The organism is Ensifer sp. NPDC090286 (assembly GCF_044769565.1).
Lineage (GTDB): Bacteria > Pseudomonadota > Alphaproteobacteria > Rhizobiales > Rhizobiaceae > Ensifer.
The window spans coordinates 680,746-701,390 of sequence record NZ_JBIVYF010000004.1 but is presented as its reverse complement, the minus strand read 5'-3'; the positions used below and the strand labels follow the sequence as shown (position 1 = coordinate 701,390).

Below are 20,645 nucleotides of genomic sequence, written 5' to 3'. Positions count from 1 at the left end.
AGAGGAGAACAGCATGAACCGCATTCTGGCCGCGGGCCTTCTTGGCCTTTCGCTTGCGACATCGAGCCTTGCCCATGCCGAGCCGGTGAAGATCGGCGTCATCACCACGCTTTCAGGCGGCGGCGCGGGCCTCGGCATCGACATGCGCGACGCCTTCACCCTGGCGATCAAGCAGTCGGGCAACAAGGACGTCGAACTGGTGATCGAGGACGATGCCCAGAAGCCGGAACTTGCGGTGCAGATCGCCGAGAAGATGATCCAGGGCGACAAGGTCGACCTGATGACGGGCATCATCTGGTCGAACCTCGCAATGGCCGTCGTGCCGAACACGGTGGCGCAGGACGTGATCTATCTCTCGCCGAACGCCGGTCCTTCGGCGCTTGCCGGTGCGAACTGCAATCCGAACTATTTCAACGTCGCCTACCAGAACGACAACTTCCACGAGGCGATGGGGCAATACGCCAACAAGGACTACAAGAACGCCTTCATCCTGGCGCCCAACTATCCGGCCGGCAAGGACGCGCTGACCGGCTTCAAGCGCTACTACAAGGGTGCACTTGCCGGCGAGATCTACACGCAGGTCGGCCAGACCGACTATGCCGCCGAGATCGCCCAGATCCGCGCCTCGGGCGCCGACAGCGTCTACTTCTTCCTGCCCGGCGGCATGGGCATCGCCTTCATGAAGCAATACGCCCAGTCGGGCGTGAACATCCCGGTCATGGGCCCCGGCTTCTCCTTCAGCCAGGACGTCCTGCCGGCGATCGGCGATGCTGCCCTCGGCGTCAAGAACTCCGCGACCTGGTCGAAGGACCTCGACAACGAGGCCAACAAGAAGTTCGTTGAAGCCTTCAAGGCCGAATACAAGCGCCTGCCCTCGATCTACGCGGCGCAGAGCTGGGATACGGCCAACCTGATCCTCGCCGCCCTTTCCAAGGCTGATGTCAAGGACAAGGACGCCTTCCGCGCAGCGCTTAAGGCAGCCGACTTCCAGTCGGTGCGCGGCAAGTTCGTCTTCAACAACAACAACCACCCGATCCAGAACATCTACGTTCGCGAAGTGGTGAAGGAAGCCGACGGCGTGCTCACCAACAAGATCATCGCCACCGCTTTCGAAGACCACAAGGACGCCTACGCCGACAAGTGCAGCATGTAACGCTTGTCGCCCGTCACCCGGATGCCTGGCTTTGATGCCGGCATCCGGTCGATGATCCGTGTCGTCCCGAATGAAGCTTGGACCGGTCTCTTGTTCACCGCACTTCTGATCGAACAACTGCTCAACGGGCTCCAGCTCGGTGTGATGCTGTTTCTGATGGCCGCCGGCCTGACGCTGATCTTTGGCGTCATGGGTCTGATCAACCTGGCACACGGCTCGCTCTACATGATCGGCGCCTTTGCCTGCGCGACGGTCGCAGCCGCTACAGGCTCCTTCTGGATCGGGCTGATCGCGAGCCTTGCGGCCGCCGCCGGCGTCGGTGCGATCATCGAGGTCGCCGTCATCCGCAGGCTCTATGACCGCGATCATCTCGATCAGGTGCTCGCCACCTTCGCGCTGATCCTGGTCCTGTCGGAAGGCGCCCGCTGGCTGTTCGGCTCGTTCCCGCTCTATCTCGACATCCCGCCCGTGCTCCAGGGCGCGGTGCCGCTTCCGGGCGGCGGCCAGTACCAGCTCTACCGGTTGGCGATCATCGGCGTCGGTATCGCCGTTGCCATTGGCCTCTATCTGCTGATCTCCCGTACCCGGCTCGGCATGCGCATCCGGGCGGGCGAGTCCGATCGCGAGATGATCGGAGCGCTCGGTGTCGACATCGGCACGCTTTATACGGTGGTCTTCGCGCTTGGAGCGGCGCTTGCCGGGCTTGCCGGTGCACTGGTCGGCGCGCTGCAATCGGTGCAGGTCGGGATGGGCGAGCCGGTGCTGATCCTCGCCTTCGTCGTCATCGTCATCGGCGGCATCGGCTCGATCAAGGGCGCGCTGGTCGGTGCCATCATCGTCGGCGTCGTCGATACGATGGGCCGCTTTCTGCTTCCCTCGCTTTTGGCACTCACTATGCCCGCATCGCAGGCGACCACGATCGGGGCAGCGCTCGCCTCGATGCTGATCTATGTCGTCATGGCTCTCATCCTCGCCTTCAGGCCAAGCGGCCTGTTTGCGGCGCAGTCGTGAGGGCATCGATGACCCGCGAAACCACAATCAACCTGCTGCTCGCCCTCCTGCTTCTCGGCGCGCCGATCCTGGCCGCAAATCTGGGCGAACCCTTCTATGTGACACTCGCAACCCGCATCGCGGTGCTGGCTCTTGCCGCCGTCGGCCTCAATATGGCGCTCGGGCTCGGCGGGCTGCTTTCGTTCGGGCATGCGGCCTTTTTCGGCCTCGGCGGCTACGTCGCCGGCATCCTTGCGACCCACGCCTTCAATGCCGAGCCGCTTTTCGCTGGCATTCCGGCGACGACGTCGATGCCGATTATCTGGGTTACGGCGATCGCGGTCGCCGGTCTCATCGCGTTGCCCATCGGCGCGATCAGCCTGCGCACGTCGGGCGTCTATTTCATCATGATCACGCTCGCTTTTGCGCAGATGATCTATTACTTCGCGATCTCCTGGCCGGCCTATGGCGGCGAGGACGGTCTTTCGCTGTCGATGCGCAACGCCTTTCCCGGCGTCAACACCGCCAAGCCCCTGCCCTACTTCCTGATCTGCTACGCGGCCCTGATGGTGGCGCTGCTCCTGTTTCGCGTCGTCGAAGGCTCGCGCTTCGGCAGCGCCCTGCAGGCGGCAAGGCAGAACGGGATCCGCCTTGCGGCAGTGGGCATTGCGCCCTTCAACATCCGGCTCGTCGCCTTTGCCGTCTCGGCGATGATCACCGGGCTTGCCGGCGCGCTCTATGCCGATCTCAACCGCTTCGTCGGGCCCTCGATGCTCTCCTGGCACATGTCGGGCGAACTGATCGTACTCATCATCCTCGGCGGCAAGGGCCGGCTGTTCGGCCCCGTCGCCGGCGCGATGATCTTCGTCTTCTTCGAATATGTGCTCGGCGGCATTACCGAGCGCTGGCAGTTCTTCCTCGGCCTCATCCTGCTCGGCATCGTGCTCTTTGCTCGCGGTGGTCTGCTGGGTCTCCTCTCCGGAAAGCCGCGCCATGTCTGAGCCCGTTCTCGAAATCCGCGATCTCAGAAAATCCTTCGGCGCGCTGAAAGCGACCGATGGTGTCAGTCTTGAGCTCCGCCCCGGCCAGATCCACGCACTGATCGGCCCGAACGGCGCCGGCAAGAGCACCCTGATCCACCAGATCGCCGGCTCACTGAAAGCCGATAGCGGCACGATCCGCTTTCTCGGCCAGGATATCGGCGGCCTCGACATGGCCGCCCGCGCCAAACTCGGCCTCGCCCGCAGCTTCCAGATTTCCTCGCTGGCGCAGGAGTTCTCGGCGCTTCGCAACGTCATGCTGGCAGTGCAGGCGCGACAGGGCAGCAGCTTCCACTTCTTCCGCCAGGTGACCCGCGACAAGGACCTGATCGAACCGGCGATGGCGATGCTGGAGCGCGTCGATCTGGCCGCGCGTGCTCATGTGCCCGCAGCCGAACTCTCGCACGGCGAGCGCAGGCAGCTCGAAATCGCCATCGCATTGGCGTTGTCGCCGAAGGCGTTTCTCTTCGACGAGCCGATGGCCGGCATGGGGCCGGAGGGCTCGAAGCGGCTGACCTCCTTCCTCGACGGTTTGCGCCACGAAGCGCCGATGCTCCTGGTCGAGCACGACATGGACGCGGTCTTTGCGCTGGCGGACCGCATTTCCGTGCTGGTCTATGGCCGCATCATCGCGTCGGGCACGGTCGATGAAATCCGCAGCGATCCCGAAGTACGACGGGCCTATCTGGGAGAAGCCGCGTGAGCCTGCTCGAACTGAAAGGTCTTGAAACCTTCTACGGCGCGTCACAGGCGCTCTTCGGCGTCAACCTCGATGTGCGCGAGGGCGAGGTCGTCGCGCTCATGGGGCGCAACGGCATGGGCAAGACGACGACGATCAACTCGATCCTCGGGCTCGTGCGCCCGCGCTCAGGCGCGATCAGCTTTGCGGGCAAGACGATCTCCGGCCTGCGTCCGCACCGGATTGCGAGACTCGGCCTCGGCCTCGTGCCCGAAGGACGGCGCTGCTTTCCCAATCTCACCGTCATGGAGAACCTCGTCGCCACCGCCCGCGGCAACGGATGGACCTTCGAGAAGGTGACCGCGCTCTTCCCGCGCCTCGGCGAACGGCGCGACCAATATGCCAACACACTGTCTGGCGGCGAACAGCAGATGCTGGCGATCGGCCGGGCGCTTATGACCAATCCGAGCCTGCTCATTCTCGACGAGGCAACCGAAGGGCTTGCCCCGGTCATCCGCCAGGACATCTGGTCGGCGATCCGCACGCTGAAGGCATCGGGGCAATCGATCCTCGTCGTCGACAAGACGCTTTCGGAGCTGCTACCCGTTGCTGACCGTTGCTTCGTCCTGGAAAAGGGTACGACCGTCTTCGAAGGCGCACCGGCCACGCTAACGCCTGAACTTCAGGACCGCTATCTCGGCGTTTGAGCCAGTCGCTCAGGCCGAGGGAATGCCACCGCCGAGCACGGTCGAATAGGCCTCGGCATCGATGTTGCCGCCCGAGATAACGCAGACGATGTTGCCCTTGAGATCCGGCCGGGCGGTTGCTGCCGCGAGCGAGGCGGCCCCGGCTCCCTCAGCGACCACCTTTGCTTTTTTGAAGAGCAGCCGTATCGCGTCGCACACCTGCGCCTGGCTGACGGCAATCGCCCCATCGATCAGGTCCCGCGCGACCGGCCAAAGCTGCGGCACGAGCGATGGCGCACCGATGCTCTTGATAAAGGACGGGCGGGTTTCGATCGTCACGATCTGCCCGGCCTCAAGAGTTGCCGAAACCGGGGCAGCACTGTCATCCTCCACCGCAAAGACACGGCAACGACTGGAAGCGGCCTTAAGAGCGCTGGCCACCCCGGTGGTCATGCTGCCGCCGCCAAAGGGCGTCAGCACGACATCGACCTCGGGCAGGTCCTCGAGGATTTCCATGCCGATGGACCCATTGCCGGCCAGCACCGCCTGGTCGGTTACCGGATTGATCAACAGCTCCGGCGCGTCCGGGCGATCGACGCCAGTGATGTAATCCCACCAGGTCTCGGCACTGACGAAACGCACCTCACCGCCAAGCATACGCACGCCGTCTATCTTGGTCTGCGGCGCGCCGCGATACATGTAGGCAACCATGGGCACGCCGATAAGGCGTGCGGCCCAGGCCATGCCATAGGCCATGTTACCGGAACTGGTGACTGCGACGCCGTTTTTGAGATCGGCCGGATCGCGTGACAAGACAGCGTTCAGGGCCGGGCGGAGCTTGAAGGCGCCGATCGGAGACAACGTCTCCAGCTTGAGAAAAATCTGACGGTCCGGAAGCCCAAGATCGAGCCTGACCAGCGGCGTGCGCGCAAAATGCGGCGCGATGCGCTTGCGGGCGTCGGCGATTTCGTCCGGTGTCGGGCGGCGTGGCGCAGTCATGGCTTAAGTCCCCCGTTCGCCGTCCTCTCGCCCCAGGGCACAGTAGCTCTGAACGAACGCTGCGGGCGGCTACCTCAGTACGCGTCTGAACGAGAAAGCAGCGGACGAAAATGCCGCCCGCTGCTCTACAGTCCATCAGGTCACGGCCGCACGGACCGCGAAGCGCGCATCCTGCCATGCACCGGTCTTGAGGATGTCTTCGAGGATTTCGACCGCCTGCCAGACGTCGGCATAGCTCACATAGAGCGGCGTGAATCCGAAGCGCATCGTCGTTGGTGCCCGGAAATCGCCGATGACGCCGCGGGCAATGAGCGCTTGCATGATCTCGTAGGCGTTCGGGTGTTTGAACGAAACCTGGCTTCCGCGCTTCGTACCATCGCGCGGGCTTTCGAGCTCGAGGCCATAGGCACCGCATTTCGCCTCGACCAGCGCGATGAAGAGGTCCGTGAGGCCGATGCTTTTTTCGCGCAGCGCCTTCATGTCAACCGCGTCCCAGACGTCGAGCGCCCCCTTCAGTGCCCGCAGCGACAGGATCGGCTGCGTTCCGCAGAGGAAACGTCGAATGCCCTCGCCGGCTGCATAGTGCTTTTCGAAGGCGAAGGGACGGGCGTGGCCCCACCAGCCGCTAAGCGGCTGGCGGATATCGCCGTGGTGACGGGTGGCGGCATAGATGAAGGCGGGCGCGCCGGGGCCGCCGTTCAGGTACTTGTAGGTGCAGCCGACGGCGAAATCGACATTGGCGCCATCGAGATCAACCGGCAGGGCGCCGGCCGTATGGCAGAGGTCCCAGATAACAAGCGCGCCGTGTTCGTGCGCCTTGCGGGTCAAGGCCGCCATGTCGCGCAGCTCGCCGGACTTGTAATTGACATGGTTGACCAGAACCACGGCGACGCTGCCGTCGATCAGGTTCTCGATCTCGGGCGCATCGACCCCTTCGAGCCGGAGCGAAGCACCGGGGCGCGTCGAGACCACGCCTTCGGCCATGTAGAGGTCGGTCGGGAAACTGCCGCCTTCGCTGACGATCACCGAACGGTCCGGCCGGAGCGCCATGGCCGCATGCAGCGCCTTGTAGATGTTGATCGAGGTGGTGTCGCAGACGACGGTCTGGCCGGCGGCAGCCCCGATCAGCCGCCCGACCCGATCTCCGAGGGTCAGCGGCATATCGAACCAGCCGGCGGTGTTCCAGCTGCGGATGAGGTCCTGCCCCCACTCCACCGTCGCGGCCTTCTGAAGTTCGTCGAAGGCGGCGGTCGAGGCAACGCCGAGCGAGTTGCCGTCGAGATAGATGAGCCCCGGCGGCAGGATGAAGCGCTCGCGCATCGGGGCGAGCACGTCGGCCGCATCCATGGCCTTGATCGCAGCAAAATCGGGAACAGCATTCATAAAGGTGGTCCTCACTTATTCGCGAACGGTTTCGCGGGCGGGCGCGGGCCCGCGGCTTCGCTTGAGGCTCGGAAGAGCCAGCATGGCCAGAACGAAGAGGCCGGTCGCCAGCTTCAGGTCCGGCGGCGGCATGCCGGCGGCCAGGCAGAAGGAGACGAGCTGGTAATAGACGATCGCACCGACAAACGGCGCGGCAAGCTGGCGCGCCACACTCTGCTTGCCGACGATCGCCTCGCCGATCATCAGCGCTGCAAGGCCGTTAATCAGGATGCCGAGGCCCATGTTGACGTCGGCGAAGCCCTGCGACTGCACCATCAGTGCGCCGCCGGCTGCCGAAAACGCGCCTGCCAGTCCGACGCCGCCGATCGTCGCCATCCAGACATTGATGCCTTGGGCTTCTGCCATGTCAGGATTGGCGCCGACGGCGCGTACGGCCGTGCCCTTCTCCGTGCGGAAGAAGTGATAGAGCAGGAAGAAGACGATGAGGGCGATCAGCCCCGCAACCACGATCTTGCTTGCCGGGAAGCCCGGCTGCAGCCCCGGCGCCCAGTCGAACACCGTCGGCGCACCGAAAACGGAAAGGTTCGAGCGGCCCATGATCCGGAGATTGATCGAATAGAGCATCGTCATCATCAGAATGCCGGCAAGCAGCGTGTGGATCCGGAACCTGAGATGGATGAAGGCCGTACAACAGCCGGCGAGGAACCCGGCGAGAAGCGCGATGGCGATCGCGGCGAGCGGCGACATGCCGGCCGCCATCAACACGCCGCAGACGCAGCCGCCGAGCGGAAATGCGCCTTCGCTGGTCAGGTCAGGAAAGCTCAGCATGCGGAACGGGATCATGATCCCGAGCACGACGAAGGCGAGGATCAGGCTCTGGGCGAGCGTGACCGGAACGAGCGAGACGAAGCTCGAAATGGTGTTTTGAATGATATCCATGATCGTCAGCTCGCCAGAAACATGCGGTCGGTTTTGACGGCGAAATGGCCGATCAGGTCGGGAACCGTCGTCTGCGCCTTTTCCTTGCCATCGATCTCGAGGCGCACGCGCCCGGCATCGAGCATGATGACCTTGTGACCGAAGTCGACGGCATGCTGCATGTTGTGCGTCACCATCAGCGTCGTCAGCTTCAAGGCTTCGACCGCACGGATCGTCGCCTGCATGACGATATCTGCCGTGCGCGGATCAAGCGCTGCGGTGTGTTCGTCAAGCAGCAGCAGTTCCGGCTCACCGCCGACCGCCATGATCAAGGACAGCGATTGCCGCTGGCCGCCGGACAGAAGCTCCACCCGTGTGTCGAGGCGGTTTTCAAGGCCGAGCCCGAGCAGCGACAGGCGCTCCTTGTAGGTCGCCAGCCGCGGCGCATTCAGCCCGCGCCGCAGCGTGCGCTTGTTGCTGCGAAGTTCCGCAAGCAGCATGTTTTCGGCCACCGTCATCGAGGCGGCGGTACCGCGCATCGGGTCTTGGAACACGCGGGCAAGCCGCATGGCGCGCTTGTGCACGGGCGTTGCGGTCACGTCGTCGCCGTTGATGACGATCTGGCCGGTATCGAGCACCAATGCACCCGAAATGGCGTTGAGCATGCTGCTCTTGCCGGCGCCGTTGGAACCGATGACAACGCCGAATTCGCCCGTGGCAAGACTGAGATTGAGGCCGTCGAGCGCGACCTTTTCGTCCGGCTGCCCCTTGTAGAAGACTTTGCGGGCCGATCTGATTTCCAGCACTGGCTCCCCCTTAACTTATGAAATGACGGCGCTCGGGGCGCCGTCACTGAAGAGACAAGACGGAGATCAATCGACCACGCAGTTGCATTCGGTCGCAAGCGCTGCCGGCACTTCGATACCGAAGGCGGCGGCCGCCTTCTTCGAGATCAGCGGCGCGTGATCTTCATAGGCCGGACGCGACGGTGCGATGGTCTTCGGGTCTGCACCCTTGAGGATCTGAGCAGCGATCTTGCCGGCATTGACGCCGACCTGCTCGTAGTTGACCGCAAAGCTTGCCGGTACGACGCCGTCACGCACGGCACCGTCGTCGGAGTTGACGATCGGGATCTGGGCCTGGCGCGCGGCTGCCGAAACGGCGCCGATCGCCGGCTGCAGCAGGTTGGATGCGGGCGTGTAGATCACGTCGGCCTTGCCGGCGAAGGAGGCGATGCGCTGCTGAATGTCGTTGACGTTGTCGACGCCGACCTCCACGACCTCAAAGCCTGCAGCAGGGGCTGCTTCCTTGATCTTGTCGAGCAGGGCCTGGTCGTTCGCTTCACCCGGATTATAGGGCACGCCAAAACGCTTCGCATTCGGAAGCAGCTTGTGCGTAAAGGCCATGACGGCGGCCACGTCCTGAAGGTCGGTCGCACCGGTCATGCCCTCGTCACCGGCTTCCCAGGACGGAACGAGCTTGGCGGCCACCGGATCGGTGACGGCCGAGAAGACCACCGGAATGCCGGAGCCGGCGAGCGCCTTCTTGGCGATCTGCGAGACGGGCGTGGTGATCGTATAGACCAGTTTCGGCTGTTCGGCCTGCAGCTTGGCGATCATCTGCGGAACCAGCGAGGCGTCGAAATTGGTGTGGCTCTCGGTGTAGACGACATCCTTGCCTTCGACGAAGCCGTTTTCGGCCAGTGCCTTCTTGAAGCCGGCGATCGACGCGTTCAATTGCGGATGCTCGCCGAAATTGGCAATGCCGATGCGGATCGGATCGGCAGCAGCCGCGCCCAGTCCCCATGCCATTGCGCCGGCGACAACCAATCCCGAAAGCCACGTGCTCTTAAGCCTGCTCATACATCCCTCCCAGAATTCGACGAGCGTTACCGCCCTCCTCGGCGGCTTGCGCGGATCATGGGACCACTCCGGGCTCTTGTCAAATTAATATATATATTTTCATTCCAGGCGCTGAACTATATATATTTGTCTCAACCCGAGTGTGGCGCTAAGGGAACTTGGATGCAAGACCAAGAACAGTCGACCAAGACGGAATCGGCCTACCGGCTGCTGCGCCGCGACATCCTTGCGACGCGGCTGAAGCCGGGCGCGCCGATGAAGCTGAGCACGCTGCGCGAAAGTTACGGCATCGGCTGGACGCCGCTTCGCGAGGCCCTCTCGCGGCTGGAGGCGGAAGGGCTGGTGACGGCCATCAGCAATCGCGGCTTTGCCGTTGCTCCGGTGTCACGCGAAGAACTCGACGACCTCACCCGCGCCCGCCTTGCCGTCGAAATGCCGCTGCTCATCGAATCGATCGAGAACGGCGACAGCGCCTGGGAATCCGCCGTGGTCACGGCACACTACCGGCTGTCGCGCTGCAAGGTTTCCGTCGAGCGCTTCTCCGAGAGCGAAGTCGACGAGTGGGACGAAAAACATGCCGGCTTTCATACGGCTCTAATCAGCGCTGCAAGATCGCGCTGGCTCACGCGGTTTCAGGCAACGATCTCCGACCAGCTTCGCCGTCACCACCGCTTCTTAAGCCTGGCGCCGACGATGCGGGCCGCTGCCGGCATGAGTGCAGGCTACGAGGAGGCCGTTGCCGCGCTTGAGGACGCCATGGCGATCGAGCACCATACCGAGCTGATGGAGGCAGCACTCGATCGCGATATCGAGCGTGCCCGCACCCTGATGGCCGAGCACATCGGCTTTACCGTCAACGTCTATGTCCAGTCCGAGGATGGCGGTCGCGCGTCGCCATCGCTCGCCCAGGCCGTGCCCGGCCTTGCGTCCAAATGACGGCCCGTGACAACCTGTCCAAGACCTGCTTACCTCTCTAAAAGCAGAAAAACGAAAGAGCCGCTGATTTGCGGCGCAGGGTTGGAAGCGGACGTTGGGAATGATGGGTGAAGACAAGTTCGACACCTCGCCGGAATGGGTGGATGGCGAGACCAAGGCGCTCGAGGCTCCGGGCGATCACCGCGCAGAGCTCAGGCTATGGCTGCGTCTTCTGACCTGCTCGACGCTGGTCGAAAGCGAAATCCGTCGGCGGCTGCGGGAAGACTTCGATTCGACGTTGCCGCGTTTCGACCTGATGGCCCAGCTCGAGCGCGCGCCTGACGGCATGGTGCTTGGCGAGGTCTCCAAGCGGATGATGGTCTCGCCCGGCAACATTACGGTGCTGGTGGAGCGGCTGACCGAGAGCGGCCACATCAACCGTACGACGCTTCCGACCGATCGGCGTGTTCAGATCATCGCCCTTACCCCCTTCGGCCGCGCCGAATTCGAGAAGATGGCGGCAAGGCATGCCGATTGGATCTCGGACCTGTTCGCCGGCCTTCCGGCCAAGGACGGCGGCGTGCTGATGGATGAGCTTGCCACGCTCAAGCGGTCGATCATCGCCTCGCTTGGCCGAAACTCCTGAGGCCGCGCGCCTCGGCCCTTCCTGTCCTCCCTTGCCTTTTGCCGCACCGGCCTTGAAGCGATGCGACAGCGCTCGCCTGCGCTGCAAAAGCCGGCGTCGGCGTCCCGTCTGCTCAAAACAATTTTAAGCTTGAAATTTCTCCGGAACGAGTCCACCCTGCTTGCAACAGTCCGGCATGGCCGCTTGCGCCAGCTCGACGGTGACGCGCGCAGCCGGAACTCGGGAGGAGAACGACATGCGGATCGTCTGTATCGGTGGCGGACCTGCCGGACTCTATTTTGCGCTGCTGATGAAGCGGCAGCATCCGGAGCACCACGTCACGGTGGTCGAGCGGAACCGCGCCTTCGACACCTTCGGCTGGGGGGTGGTTTTTTCGGACGCCACCATGCAGTCGATGCGGCAATGGGACCCGGAAACGGCCGAGGCGATCGAGGTTTCCTTCAACCATTGGGACGATATCGAGCTGGTCTTCAAGGGCCGCAAGATCCGCACGACCGGCCACGGCTTTGTCGGCATCGGCCGCAAGAAGATGCTCAACATCCTCCAAGAACGCTGCCTCGAACTCGGCGTCGAGCTGCTGTTCGAGCAGGACGTGGAAAGCGACGAGCAGTTCGCCGACGCCGATCTGATCATCGCCGCAGATGGCGTCAACTCACGGATCCGCAACAAATACGCGGACGTCTTCAAGCCCGACATGGTGATCCGGCCGAACCGCTATGTCTGGCTTGGCACGGACAAGAAGTTCGACGCCTTCACCTTCGATTTCCAGCGCACCGAACATGGCTGGTTCCAAGCGCATATCTACCGCTTCGACGAGAACACCTCGACCTTCATCGTCGAGACCACCGACGACGTCTTCAAGGCCCACGGCCTCGACCAGATGGACCAGGACCAGTCGATCGCGTTCTGCGAGAAGCTGTTCGCCGAGACACTCGACGGCCACAAGCTTATGACCAATGCGCGGCACTTGCGCGGCTCGGCCTGGCTGAACTTCGGCCGACTGATCTGCGAGAAGTGGAGCCATTTCAATGGCCAAAGCCACGTCGTTCTGATGGGCGACAGCGCCCACACCGCCCATTTTGCCATCGGCTCGGGCACCAAGCTTGCGATCGATGACGCGATCGAGTTGACCCGCCAGTTCGACATTCTCGGCCACGACAAGGCGAACATCCCGGCCGTGCTCTCGGCTTACGAGGAAGTGCGCCGCGTCGATGTCGCCCGCATCCAGAATGCCGCCCGCAATGCCATGGAATGGTTCGAAGTGGTCGGCACGCGCTATGCCGACACACTTGAGCCCGAGCAGTTCATGTACTCGATGCTGACCCGCTCGCAGCGCATCAGCCACGAAAACCTTCGCTTGCGCGACAAGGACTGGCTCGAGGGCTTCGAGCGCTGGTTTGCCGAACGCGCCGGTGTCGAGCCCGCGGCGAATGGGGCGGTGCCGCCGCCGATGTTTACGCCGTTCAGGCTTCGTGGCCTGACACTGAAGAACCGCATCGTCGTTTCGCCGATGGCGATGTATTCGGCAACGGACGGCGTGCCGAACGATTTTCATCTCGTGCATCTCGGCGCGCGCGCCATGGGCGGCGCCGCCCTCGTCTTCCCGGAAATGACCTGCGTGTCGGCCGACGCCCGCATCACGCCCGGTTGCCTGGGGCTCTGGAATGACGAGCAGGCCCAGGCCTTCAAGCGCATCGTCGACTTCGTGCACCAGCAGACACCCGCCAAGATCGGCATCCAGCTCGGCCATGCCGGCCGCAAGGGCGCGACGAAGCTCGCCTGGGAGGGGATCGACCAGCCGTTGAACGAAGGCGCATGGCCGCTCATCTCCGCATCCGCCCTGCCCTACCTCAAGCATTCCGACACGCCGCGGGAAATGACGCGGGAGGATATGGACCGGGTCGTCGCCGATTTCGTGCACGCCACCGAACGGGCCCGCGACCTCGGTTTCGATATTCTCGAACTGCACGTGGCGCACGGCTACCTGCTGTCGAGTTTCCTGTCGCCGCTCACCAATCTGCGCACCGACGACTATGGCGGCGACCATGCGGCTCGCGCCCGCTTCCCGCTCGAGGTGTTCCACGCAGTCCGTAAGGTCTGGCCCGAGGACCGACCGATGTCGGTCCGCCTCTCGACCCATGACTGGCACGAGGGCGGCAATACGCCCGAGGATGCGGCGATCTTCGCCCGGCTGTTCAAGGAGGCCGGCGCCGACATGATTGACTGCTCCTCCGGCCAGGTGGTGAAGGAGGAAAAGCCGGTTTATGGCCGGCTGTTCCAGACGCCGTTTTCCGACAAGATCCGCAACGAGATCCAGGTCCCGACCATTGCCGTCGGGGCGATTTCCGAGGCCGACCACGCCAATTCGATCATTGCCGCCGGTCGGGCCGATCTCTGCGCGATCGCCCGTCCGCATCTGGCCGACCCGTCCTTCGTCATGCACGAGGCGGCGAAGATCGGCTACGAGGAGCAGCCCTGGCCGAAACAGTACCATTCGGCTCGAGCGCAGTATGTGAACAACCTGGCGCGCGCCGCAACGACGGCGGGCAAATCATGAGCAAGAGACACGCCCTCGTCACCGGTGCCGGAAGCGGCATTGGCAAGGCGATCGCGCTGGCACTGGCCGCCGACGGCCATGTCGTCAGCCTCGCCGGCCGGCGCGCAGCACCACTTGAAGCCGTGCGGGACGAGATCCTTGCGGCCGGCGGACAGGCCCTTGTCCGTGCCGGCTTCGATGTGACCGACCCCGAGGCAGTCGAGCAAGGCATTGCGGCCGCAATTGCCGAAGCCGCAGACATCGCTGTTCTCGTCAATTGCGCCGGCGAAGCACCCTCGGCACCGTTCGAAAAGACCGACTTCGCGCTTTGGCAGCGGGTGCTTTCCATCAACCTCACCGGGGTCTATCTGGTGACGCAGGCAGCGCTTGCCTCCGTGCGGCGGGCCGGCAACGGCCGGATCGTCAACGTCGCAAGCACCGCGGGCCTCACCGGCTATGCCTATGTGTCGGCCTATTGCGCATCGAAGCACGGCGTCGTCGGCCTGACGCGCGCACTGGCGCTTGAGCTTGCCCGCAGCGACGTGACCGTGAACGCCGTCTGCCCCGGCTTCACCGACACGCCGCTTATCGATGGTGCACTCGATACGATCAGCGAAAAGACCGGCCGCTCGCGCGAGGAAGCGCGCGCCAGCCTTGCCCGTTCCAACCCACAGGGGCGCCTGGTGACGCCGGAAGAAGTCGCCCACACCGTCTCTTGGTTGGCATCGGAGCGAGCGACCGCAATCACCGGTCAGGCGATCGCCGTCGCCGGCGGCGAAGTTCTCGGAGGATAGAGATGACAAATCCGATGCAGGCCAAGAAGCGCGCCTTCAAAGACCATAAGGCCAAGCACTTCCTGTTCGAGACGGATGCCGACGGGCGGGTCGCCACGATCACCCTCAACCGTCCGGAAAAGAAAAACCCGCTGACCTTCGAAAGCTACGAGGAACTCTGCGATCTTTTCCGCTCGCTTGCTCGCGCCAGCGACGTGCGCGCCGTGGTGCTGACCGGCGCCGGCGACAATTTCTCCTCCGGCGGCGACGTCTTCGAGATCATCGAGCCGCTGACGCGCATGCCGATGCCCGATCTTCTGGATTTCACCCGCATGACCGGCGAACTGGTGCGCCAGATCCGCGCATGCCCTCAGCCCGTTATCGCTGCGGTCGATGGCATTTGTGCCGGTGCCGGAGCGATCCTGGCCATGGCGTCGGACTTCCGCGTGGCAACGCCGGAAGCGAAGACCGCCTTTCTCTTTACCCGCGTCGGGCTGGCCGGCGCCGATATGGGTGCCTGCGGCATTCTTCCCCGCATCATCGGCCAGGGCCGCGCAGCCGAACTGCTCTTCACCGGCCGCGTGATGACCGCGACGGAGGGCAATGCCTGGGGCTTCTACAACGCCCTGCATGAACGCTCGTCGCTGCTTGCCGAAGCGCAGAAGTTCGCGCGCAATATCGCCGACGGTCCCTGGTTTGCCCATGCGATGACCAAGAAGATGCTCGACCAGGAATGGGCGATGGGCATCGATCAGTTGATCGAGGCGGAAGCGCAGGCGCAGGCGATCTGCATGGCGACCGGCGACTTCCGCCGCGCTTTCGAGGCCTTTGCCGCCAAGGCGAAGCCGGAATTCAAGGGGAACTGAGCATGAGTTCCCATGACACGGCCTTGCGCCCGCCTTCTCGCGATCATCTGGATTGGCCGTTCTACGATGACAGCCACCGTGCGCTCGCTGTTGAGCTCGACGCCTTCGTGGCCTGTGGCGGCCTCGGCGAAGTCGACCACGCCGATGTGGATGCCGCCTGCAAGCGGCTGGTCGCAGCACTCGGCACCGCGGGCGTGCTTCGTCATTGCGTGCCGAAGGCATTCGGCGGCGCCAGCGAAGAGATCGACAGCCGGTCGCTGTGCCTGATCCGCGAGACGCTTGCCTATACAGACGGGCTTGCCGATTTTGCCTTCGCCATGCAGGGGCTCGGCACCGGTGCAATCAGCCTGTCCGGCTCCGAGGCATTGAAGCAGGCTGTCCTGCCCAAAGTCGCCCGCGGCGAATGGATTTCCGCCTTTGCACTTTCCGAACCCGAGGCCGGCTCTGATGTCGCGGCGATGGCGTGCGCTGCGCGCCGCGACGGCGATCACTTCGTGCTCGACGGCGAAAAGACCTGGATATCGAACGGCGGTATCGCCGACGTCTATACCGTCTTTGCCCGCACCGGCGAGGCGCCCGGCACGCGCGGCATTTCGGCCTTCGTGGTCTTTGCCGAGACGCCGGGCTTCACGATCGCCGAGCGCATCGAGACGATCGCGCCGCATCCGCTTGCCCGTCTTCGCTTCGACAATTGCCGCATCCCGGCCTCGCAGCTTTTGGGTGCGCCTGGCGAAGGCTTTAAGATCGCCATGCGCACACTCGACATCTTCCGCCCCTCCGTGGCTGCCGCGGCAATCGGCTTTGCCCGCCGCGCGCTCGACGAGGCGGTGGCGCACGCAAAGAGCCGCAAGATGTTCGGCGCGACTCTTTCAGATCTGCCGACGGCGCAAAGCACGCTCGGCGAGATGGCGACCGCGATCGATGCGGCAGCGCTGCTGACCGGCCGTACCGCCTGGCAGCGCGACGTGCAGAAGCGGCCGACGACGCGCGAAGCGGCAATGGCCAAGATGACGGCAACCGAGAACGCGCAATGGGTGATCGATCAGGCGCTTCAGCTCTTTGGCGGCCGCGGCGTACGCGTCGGCGAGATCACCGAGCGGCTCTATCGCGAAATCCGCGCGCTCAGGATCTACGAGGGCGCGACCGAGGTTCAAAAGCTCATCATCGGCCGGGAGCTGATGAAGGGCACGGGACGATAACGAGGGGGTGTCGAACATGCATGGTTCGAAAGCGTCATTCGACTGGCAGGATCCGTTCAACCTGGATGGGCAGCTGAGCGAAGAAGAGCGCATGGTGCGGCAGACCGCTGAGCGCTATGCCGAAGACCGGCTGGCTCCGCGCGTCCAGGAGGCCTTCCGTCACGAGAAAACCGATCCGTCGATTTTCGCCGAGATGGGCGAACTCGGCCTGCTCGGTCCGATGGTGTCGGAGGAATACGGTGGCGCCGGCCTCAACTACGTTTCTTACGGCCTGATCGCCCGCGAGGTCGAGCGCATCGACAGCGGCTACCGCTCGATGATGAGCGTACAGTCTTCGCTCGTCATCGTACCGATCTATACCTTCGGCAGCGAGGCGCAGAAGCGCAAATACCTGCCGGGCCTGATTGCCGGCACCAAGATCGGCTGTTTCGGCCTCACCGAACCGGACCACGGTTCCGATCCCGGATCGATGATCACGAAGGCCGCCAAGGTCGATGGCGGCTATCTGCTTTCCGGCTCCAAGACCTGGATCTCCAATGCGCCGATCGCCGATGTCTTCGTCGTCTGGGCAAAGACATCGGATGGTCTGATCCGCGGCTTCATTCTCGAAAAGGGATGGAAGGGTCTGAGCGCCCCGGCGATCCATGGCAAGGTGGGCCTGCGAGCCTCGATCACCGGCCAGATCGTCATGGAGGAAGTCTTCGTTCCGGACGAAAACATGCTGCCCGAGGTGACCGGCCTGAAGGGCCCCTTCACCTGCCTCAACTCAGCACGCTTCGGCATCGCCTGGGGCGCGCTCGGTGCAGCGGAATCCTGCTACGAGACGGCGCGACAATATGTGATCGACCGCAAGCAGTTCGGACGCCCGCTCGCCGCCAACCAGCTGATCCAGAAGAAGCTTGCGGACATGGCAACCGAGATCGCCCTTGGCCTGCAGGGCTGCCTGCGCCTCGGGCGCATGAAGGATGAAGGCAATCCGCCGGTCGAGCTGACGTCGATCCTCAAGCGCAACTCCTGCGGCAAGGCGCTGGAGATCGCCCGAGCGGCGCGCGACATGCTCGGCGGCAACGGCATTTCGGACGAATTTCCGGTCGCCCGCCATCTCGTCAATCTCGAAGTGGTCAACACCTATGAGGGCACGCACGACATCCATGCGCTGATCCTCGGCCGTGCCATCACCGGCATCGCCGCCTTTGCGAACTGAAGTCCGGCACAAATGTTCAGGACCAAAAGACCGCTGCGCTTTGGAGACTGCGACCCCTCGGGGATCGCCTATTTCCCGTCTTACCTCAACATTCTCGTCGGGGTGACGGAGGACTTCTTTGCCTCGCTCGGCTTTCCCTGGAAGGCCATGAACGACGAGCGGCGGATCGGCGTGCCGACGGTGCGGCTCGATCTCACCTTCTCTCGACTGGGCTTCCAGGGCGACGAACTGGATTTCGCGCTCAAGATCGCGGGCATCGGCCGCTCATCGCTCGACATGGAGCACACGGTCTCGGCGAAAGGCACCGTGCTCTGGACAGCAAAACAGCGGGTCGTTGCCACCTCGCTCGACACGCACGCTTCTTTCGCCTGGCCGGACGATATCCGCGCCGCGCTGACACAACATCTGGAGACGACCGATGCACACCATCCTGCAACCTGAAGGCTGGGCTAAGCCCATCGGCTATTCCAACGGCGTTTCGGCCAAGGGCCGCACTGTCTTCGTCGGCGGCCAGATCGGCTGGAATGCGCAGTCCGAGTTCGAGACCGACGATTTCGTCGAGCAAGTGCGCCAGACTCTGAAGAACGTCGTTGCCGTGCTTGCCGCCGGGGGCGCCGAGCCGCAGCACATCACCACCATGACCTGGTACTTCACCGACAAGCAGGAATATGTCGGCAATCTGCGCGGCATCGGCCAGGCCTATCGCGAGACCATCGGCCGGCATTTCCCGGCGATGGCCGCGATGCAGGTGGTGTCGCTCGTCGAAGACCGCGCCAAGATCGAGATCCAGGCCACCGCCGTCGTCCCCGATTGAGGTTCGCCGCGATGACCGAGATGCGATTTTCCGAGAGCGTTTCCGCCCGTGTCGAAGGCAATGTTCTCGTCGTGACCATCGACAACCCGCCCGTCAATGCGCTCTCCGCGCATGTCCGGTCCGGCCTGACGGCGGCGCTCGATCATGTTGCCGAGCACCCGGCAATTGCGGGTCTCGTCATCACCGGTGCCGGCAACACCTTCATCGGCGGCGCGGATATCAGGGAGTTCGGCAAGCCACCGATCGAACCGGTGCTGCCTGAGGTGATCGAGCGCATCGAGACCTTCGGCAAGCCTGTCATCGCCGCTGTCAACGGCGCCGCCCTTGGCGGCGGCTGCGAGGTGGCACTTGCCTGCCACGGCCGCATCGCCGGCGAGAAGGCATCGTTCGGCCTGCCGGAGGTAAAGCTCGGCCTGGTTCCGGGCGCCGGCGGGACGCAACGTCTGCCGCGCATGATCGGCATGGTCGCGGCGATCGATCTCATCGGGACGGGCCGTGCCGTGAAGGCTGGCGAAGCCGTGACGCTTGGGCTTGCCGACAGCCTTGCCGCCGATCCCGTCACCGCCGCGCTGGCTTTCATACAGGAACAGGCCGGCACGCCGCTTCGGCGGACCGGAATGATCGCGGTTCCGCCAGCGGACGGCGAAGCCATCGGCGCGGCGGAAGCGAAGGTTCTGGCGAAGGCCCGCGGCCAGGCTGCCCCCGCCGAGGCAATCCGCCTCGTCAAGGCAGCCGGAGAACTCGATCTGAAACAGGGACTGGCCGAGGAACGCGCGACCTTCTTGAGGCTTCGCGATTCCACCGAGTCAGCAGCCCTCAGGCATGTGTTCTTTGCCGAGCGCGCCGCCGGCAAGGTCGAGGGACTCGACAAGGTTTCGCCTCGGCCGATCGCGACCGTCGGCGTGGTCGGCACTGGGCTGATGGGGTCCGGCATCGCCGTCTCGGCCCTGACGTCCGGCTACCGCGTGGTCGCCCTGGAGCAGACGGAGGAATCGGCCGCCGGTGGGCGGGCGCGCATCGCCGAGACGCTGGAGAAGACCGTGCGGGCCGGACGGCTGACTGCTGATGGACGCGACGAATGCCTGGCGCGACTGCAGACAACGGCGAAAGCGGCGGAACTCGCGAAGGCCGAACTCGTCATCGAAGCGGTGTTCGACGACCTCATGGTCAAGACGGAGCTGTTTCGGAAGCTCGACGGCATCGTTGCGCCTGGCGCCATTCTCGCGACCAACACCAGCTATCTCGACCCCGATGCGATCGCGGCGACGACGGCCGATCCGTCGCGTGTTGTGGGCCTGCATTTCTTTTCTCCCGCCAACGTGATGCGGCTCGTCGAAGTCGTCGATTGTGCCCGGACGGCGCCAGATGTGCTGGCGACGGCACTCGCCTTCGTCAAACGGCTCGGCAAGCTGCCGGTCGTCACCGGCGTCACCGAAGGCTTCATCGGCAACCGCATCTTCTCGGCCTATCGCCGCGAAGCCGAGTTCATGCTCGAGGATGGAGCACTCCCGCACGAGATCGACGCCGCGCTCGAGGCCTATGGTTTTCCGATGGGCATCTTCGCCGTCAACGATATGGCCGGGCTCGAGATCGCCTGGGCACGGCGCAAGCGACACGCCGCGACCCGCGATCCTGCTGCACGCTATGTCGAAATCGCCGACAGGCTCTGCGAGGCCGGCCGTCTCGGCCGCAAGAGTGGCCGCGGCTGGTACGCCTATCCCGATGGTAAGCGCATCGTCGATCCTGATGTCACGGTGGTGATTGAGGCGGCGCGGGCAGCCAAGGGCATCACGCCGCGCGCCTTTAATTCCGACGAGATCATGAGCCGGCTTCTGGACGCCATGCGCGACGAAGGTAACGCGCTGCTTGCCGAAGACATTGCCGCGCGTCCCGGCGACATCGATCTGGTGATGATCAACGGCTACGGCTTTCCCGCCCATAAGGGTGGGCCGATGTTCGCCGCCGGGCAAAGCAAAGGATAA

The 20,645-nt window shown here is 64.1% G+C and carries 20 protein-coding genes; 15 read left to right on the top strand and 5 right to left on the bottom strand.

The window, feature by feature from the left end:
- The first annotated feature begins 13 nt into the window (after positions 1–13).
- The 5 genes from ACIQUG_RS23920 (at position 14) to ACIQUG_RS23900 (ending at position 4,569) form a co-directional block, all read left to right on the top strand.
- Positions 14–1,153, top strand: a complete 1,140-nt coding sequence (locus tag ACIQUG_RS23920; RefSeq protein WP_192449188.1) for an ABC transporter substrate-binding protein — start codon at positions 14–16, stop codon at positions 1,151–1,153.
- 90 nt (positions 1,154–1,243) lie between these two features.
- On the top strand, positions 1,244–2,164 hold the full coding sequence (locus ACIQUG_RS23915) for a branched-chain amino acid ABC transporter permease (RefSeq protein WP_043624088.1): 921 nt from the start codon (positions 1,244–1,246) through the stop codon (positions 2,162–2,164).
- An 8-nt stretch (positions 2,165–2,172) separates the two neighbouring features.
- On the top strand, positions 2,173–3,144 hold the full coding sequence (locus ACIQUG_RS23910) for a branched-chain amino acid ABC transporter permease (protein ID WP_402324524.1): 972 nt from the start codon (positions 2,173–2,175) through the stop codon (positions 3,142–3,144).
- The gene (locus ACIQUG_RS23905) at positions 3,137–3,886 is read left to right on the top strand and encodes an ABC transporter ATP-binding protein (RefSeq protein ID WP_402324523.1); all 750 of its coding nucleotides are present in this window, start codon (positions 3,137–3,139) and stop codon (positions 3,884–3,886) included. The genes ACIQUG_RS23910 and ACIQUG_RS23905 overlap by 8 nt, the downstream gene beginning before the upstream one ends.
- On the top strand, positions 3,883–4,569 hold the full coding sequence (locus ACIQUG_RS23900; protein ID WP_402324522.1) for an ABC transporter ATP-binding protein: 687 nt from the start codon (positions 3,883–3,885) through the stop codon (positions 4,567–4,569). Before ACIQUG_RS23905 ends, ACIQUG_RS23900 begins: the two co-directional genes overlap by 4 nt.
- 9 nt (positions 4,570–4,578) lie before the next feature.
- On the opposite strand, the gene ACIQUG_RS23895 is transcribed toward ACIQUG_RS23900, so the two are convergent.
- The 5 genes from ACIQUG_RS23895 to ACIQUG_RS23875 form a co-directional block, all read right to left on the bottom strand.
- Entirely contained in the window at positions 4,579–5,547 is a 969-nt protein-coding gene (locus ACIQUG_RS23895) for a threonine/serine dehydratase (RefSeq protein WP_402324521.1), read from the bottom strand.
- Positions 5,548–5,682: 135 nt separating this feature from the next.
- A complete protein-coding gene (kynU, locus tag ACIQUG_RS23890) occupies positions 5,683–6,930 on the bottom strand; it encodes a kynureninase (RefSeq protein ID WP_402324520.1) in 1,248 nt (415 codons plus the stop codon).
- A 15-nt stretch (positions 6,931–6,945) separates the two neighbouring features.
- On the bottom strand, positions 6,946–7,869 hold the full coding sequence (locus ACIQUG_RS23885; protein WP_402324519.1) for an ABC transporter permease: 924 nt from the start codon (positions 7,867–7,869) through the stop codon (positions 6,946–6,948).
- A gap of 5 nt (positions 7,870–7,874) precedes the next feature.
- Complete coding sequence (locus ACIQUG_RS23880; RefSeq protein WP_402324518.1) at positions 7,875–8,654, bottom strand: ABC transporter ATP-binding protein; 780 nt, start codon at positions 8,652–8,654, stop codon at positions 7,875–7,877.
- A gap of 66 nt (positions 8,655–8,720) precedes the next feature.
- On the bottom strand, positions 8,721–9,710 hold the full coding sequence (locus ACIQUG_RS23875; RefSeq protein ID WP_402324517.1) for an ABC transporter substrate-binding protein: 990 nt from the start codon (positions 9,708–9,710) through the stop codon (positions 8,721–8,723).
- Positions 9,711–9,872: 162 nt separating this feature from the next.
- On the opposite strand from ACIQUG_RS23875, the gene ACIQUG_RS23870 reads away from it, so the two are divergent.
- From ACIQUG_RS23870 to ACIQUG_RS23825, 10 genes are all read left to right on the top strand, one after another.
- On the top strand, positions 9,873–10,646 hold the full coding sequence (locus tag ACIQUG_RS23870; RefSeq protein WP_402324516.1) for a GntR family transcriptional regulator: 774 nt from the start codon (positions 9,873–9,875) through the stop codon (positions 10,644–10,646).
- A gap of 100 nt (positions 10,647–10,746) precedes the next feature.
- The gene (locus tag ACIQUG_RS23865; RefSeq protein WP_245281579.1) at positions 10,747–11,271 is read left to right on the top strand and encodes a MarR family winged helix-turn-helix transcriptional regulator; all 525 of its coding nucleotides are present in this window, start codon (positions 10,747–10,749) and stop codon (positions 11,269–11,271) included.
- Between the two features lie 235 nt (positions 11,272–11,506).
- Positions 11,507–13,828 carry a bifunctional salicylyl-CoA 5-hydroxylase/oxidoreductase gene (locus ACIQUG_RS23860; RefSeq protein WP_402324515.1) on the top strand — a complete coding sequence of 774 codons (2,322 nt, stop codon included), beginning with the start codon at positions 11,507–11,509 and terminating at the stop codon, positions 13,826–13,828.
- On the top strand, positions 13,825–14,601 hold the full coding sequence (locus tag ACIQUG_RS23855; protein WP_402324514.1) for an SDR family NAD(P)-dependent oxidoreductase: 777 nt from the start codon (positions 13,825–13,827) through the stop codon (positions 14,599–14,601). Before ACIQUG_RS23860 ends, ACIQUG_RS23855 begins: the two co-directional genes overlap by 4 nt.
- A 2-nt stretch (positions 14,602–14,603) precedes the next feature.
- Positions 14,604–15,446 carry an enoyl-CoA hydratase family protein gene (locus tag ACIQUG_RS23850; protein WP_402324513.1) on the top strand — a complete coding sequence of 281 codons (843 nt, stop codon included), beginning with the start codon at positions 14,604–14,606 and terminating at the stop codon, positions 15,444–15,446.
- A 2-nt stretch (positions 15,447–15,448) separates the two neighbouring features.
- Positions 15,449–16,645, top strand: coding sequence for an acyl-CoA dehydrogenase family protein (locus tag ACIQUG_RS23845; protein ID WP_402324512.1), 1,197 nt, complete (start codon positions 15,449–15,451; stop codon positions 16,643–16,645).
- A gap of 16 nt (positions 16,646–16,661) precedes the next feature.
- A complete protein-coding gene (locus tag ACIQUG_RS23840) occupies positions 16,662–17,849 on the top strand; it encodes an acyl-CoA dehydrogenase (protein ID WP_402324511.1) in 1,188 nt (395 codons plus the stop codon).
- 12 nt (positions 17,850–17,861) lie between these two features.
- Positions 17,862–18,290, top strand: coding sequence for an acyl-CoA thioesterase (locus tag ACIQUG_RS23835; RefSeq protein ID WP_402324510.1), 429 nt, complete (start codon positions 17,862–17,864; stop codon positions 18,288–18,290).
- Positions 18,268–18,663 carry a RidA family protein gene (locus ACIQUG_RS23830; RefSeq protein ID WP_043612409.1) on the top strand — a complete coding sequence of 132 codons (396 nt, stop codon included), beginning with the start codon at positions 18,268–18,270 and terminating at the stop codon, positions 18,661–18,663. Before ACIQUG_RS23835 ends, ACIQUG_RS23830 begins: the two co-directional genes overlap by 23 nt.
- Before the next feature lie 11 nt (positions 18,664–18,674).
- Positions 18,675–20,645, top strand: a complete 1,971-nt coding sequence (locus ACIQUG_RS23825; RefSeq protein ID WP_402324509.1) for a 3-hydroxyacyl-CoA dehydrogenase NAD-binding domain-containing protein — start codon at positions 18,675–18,677, stop codon at positions 20,643–20,645.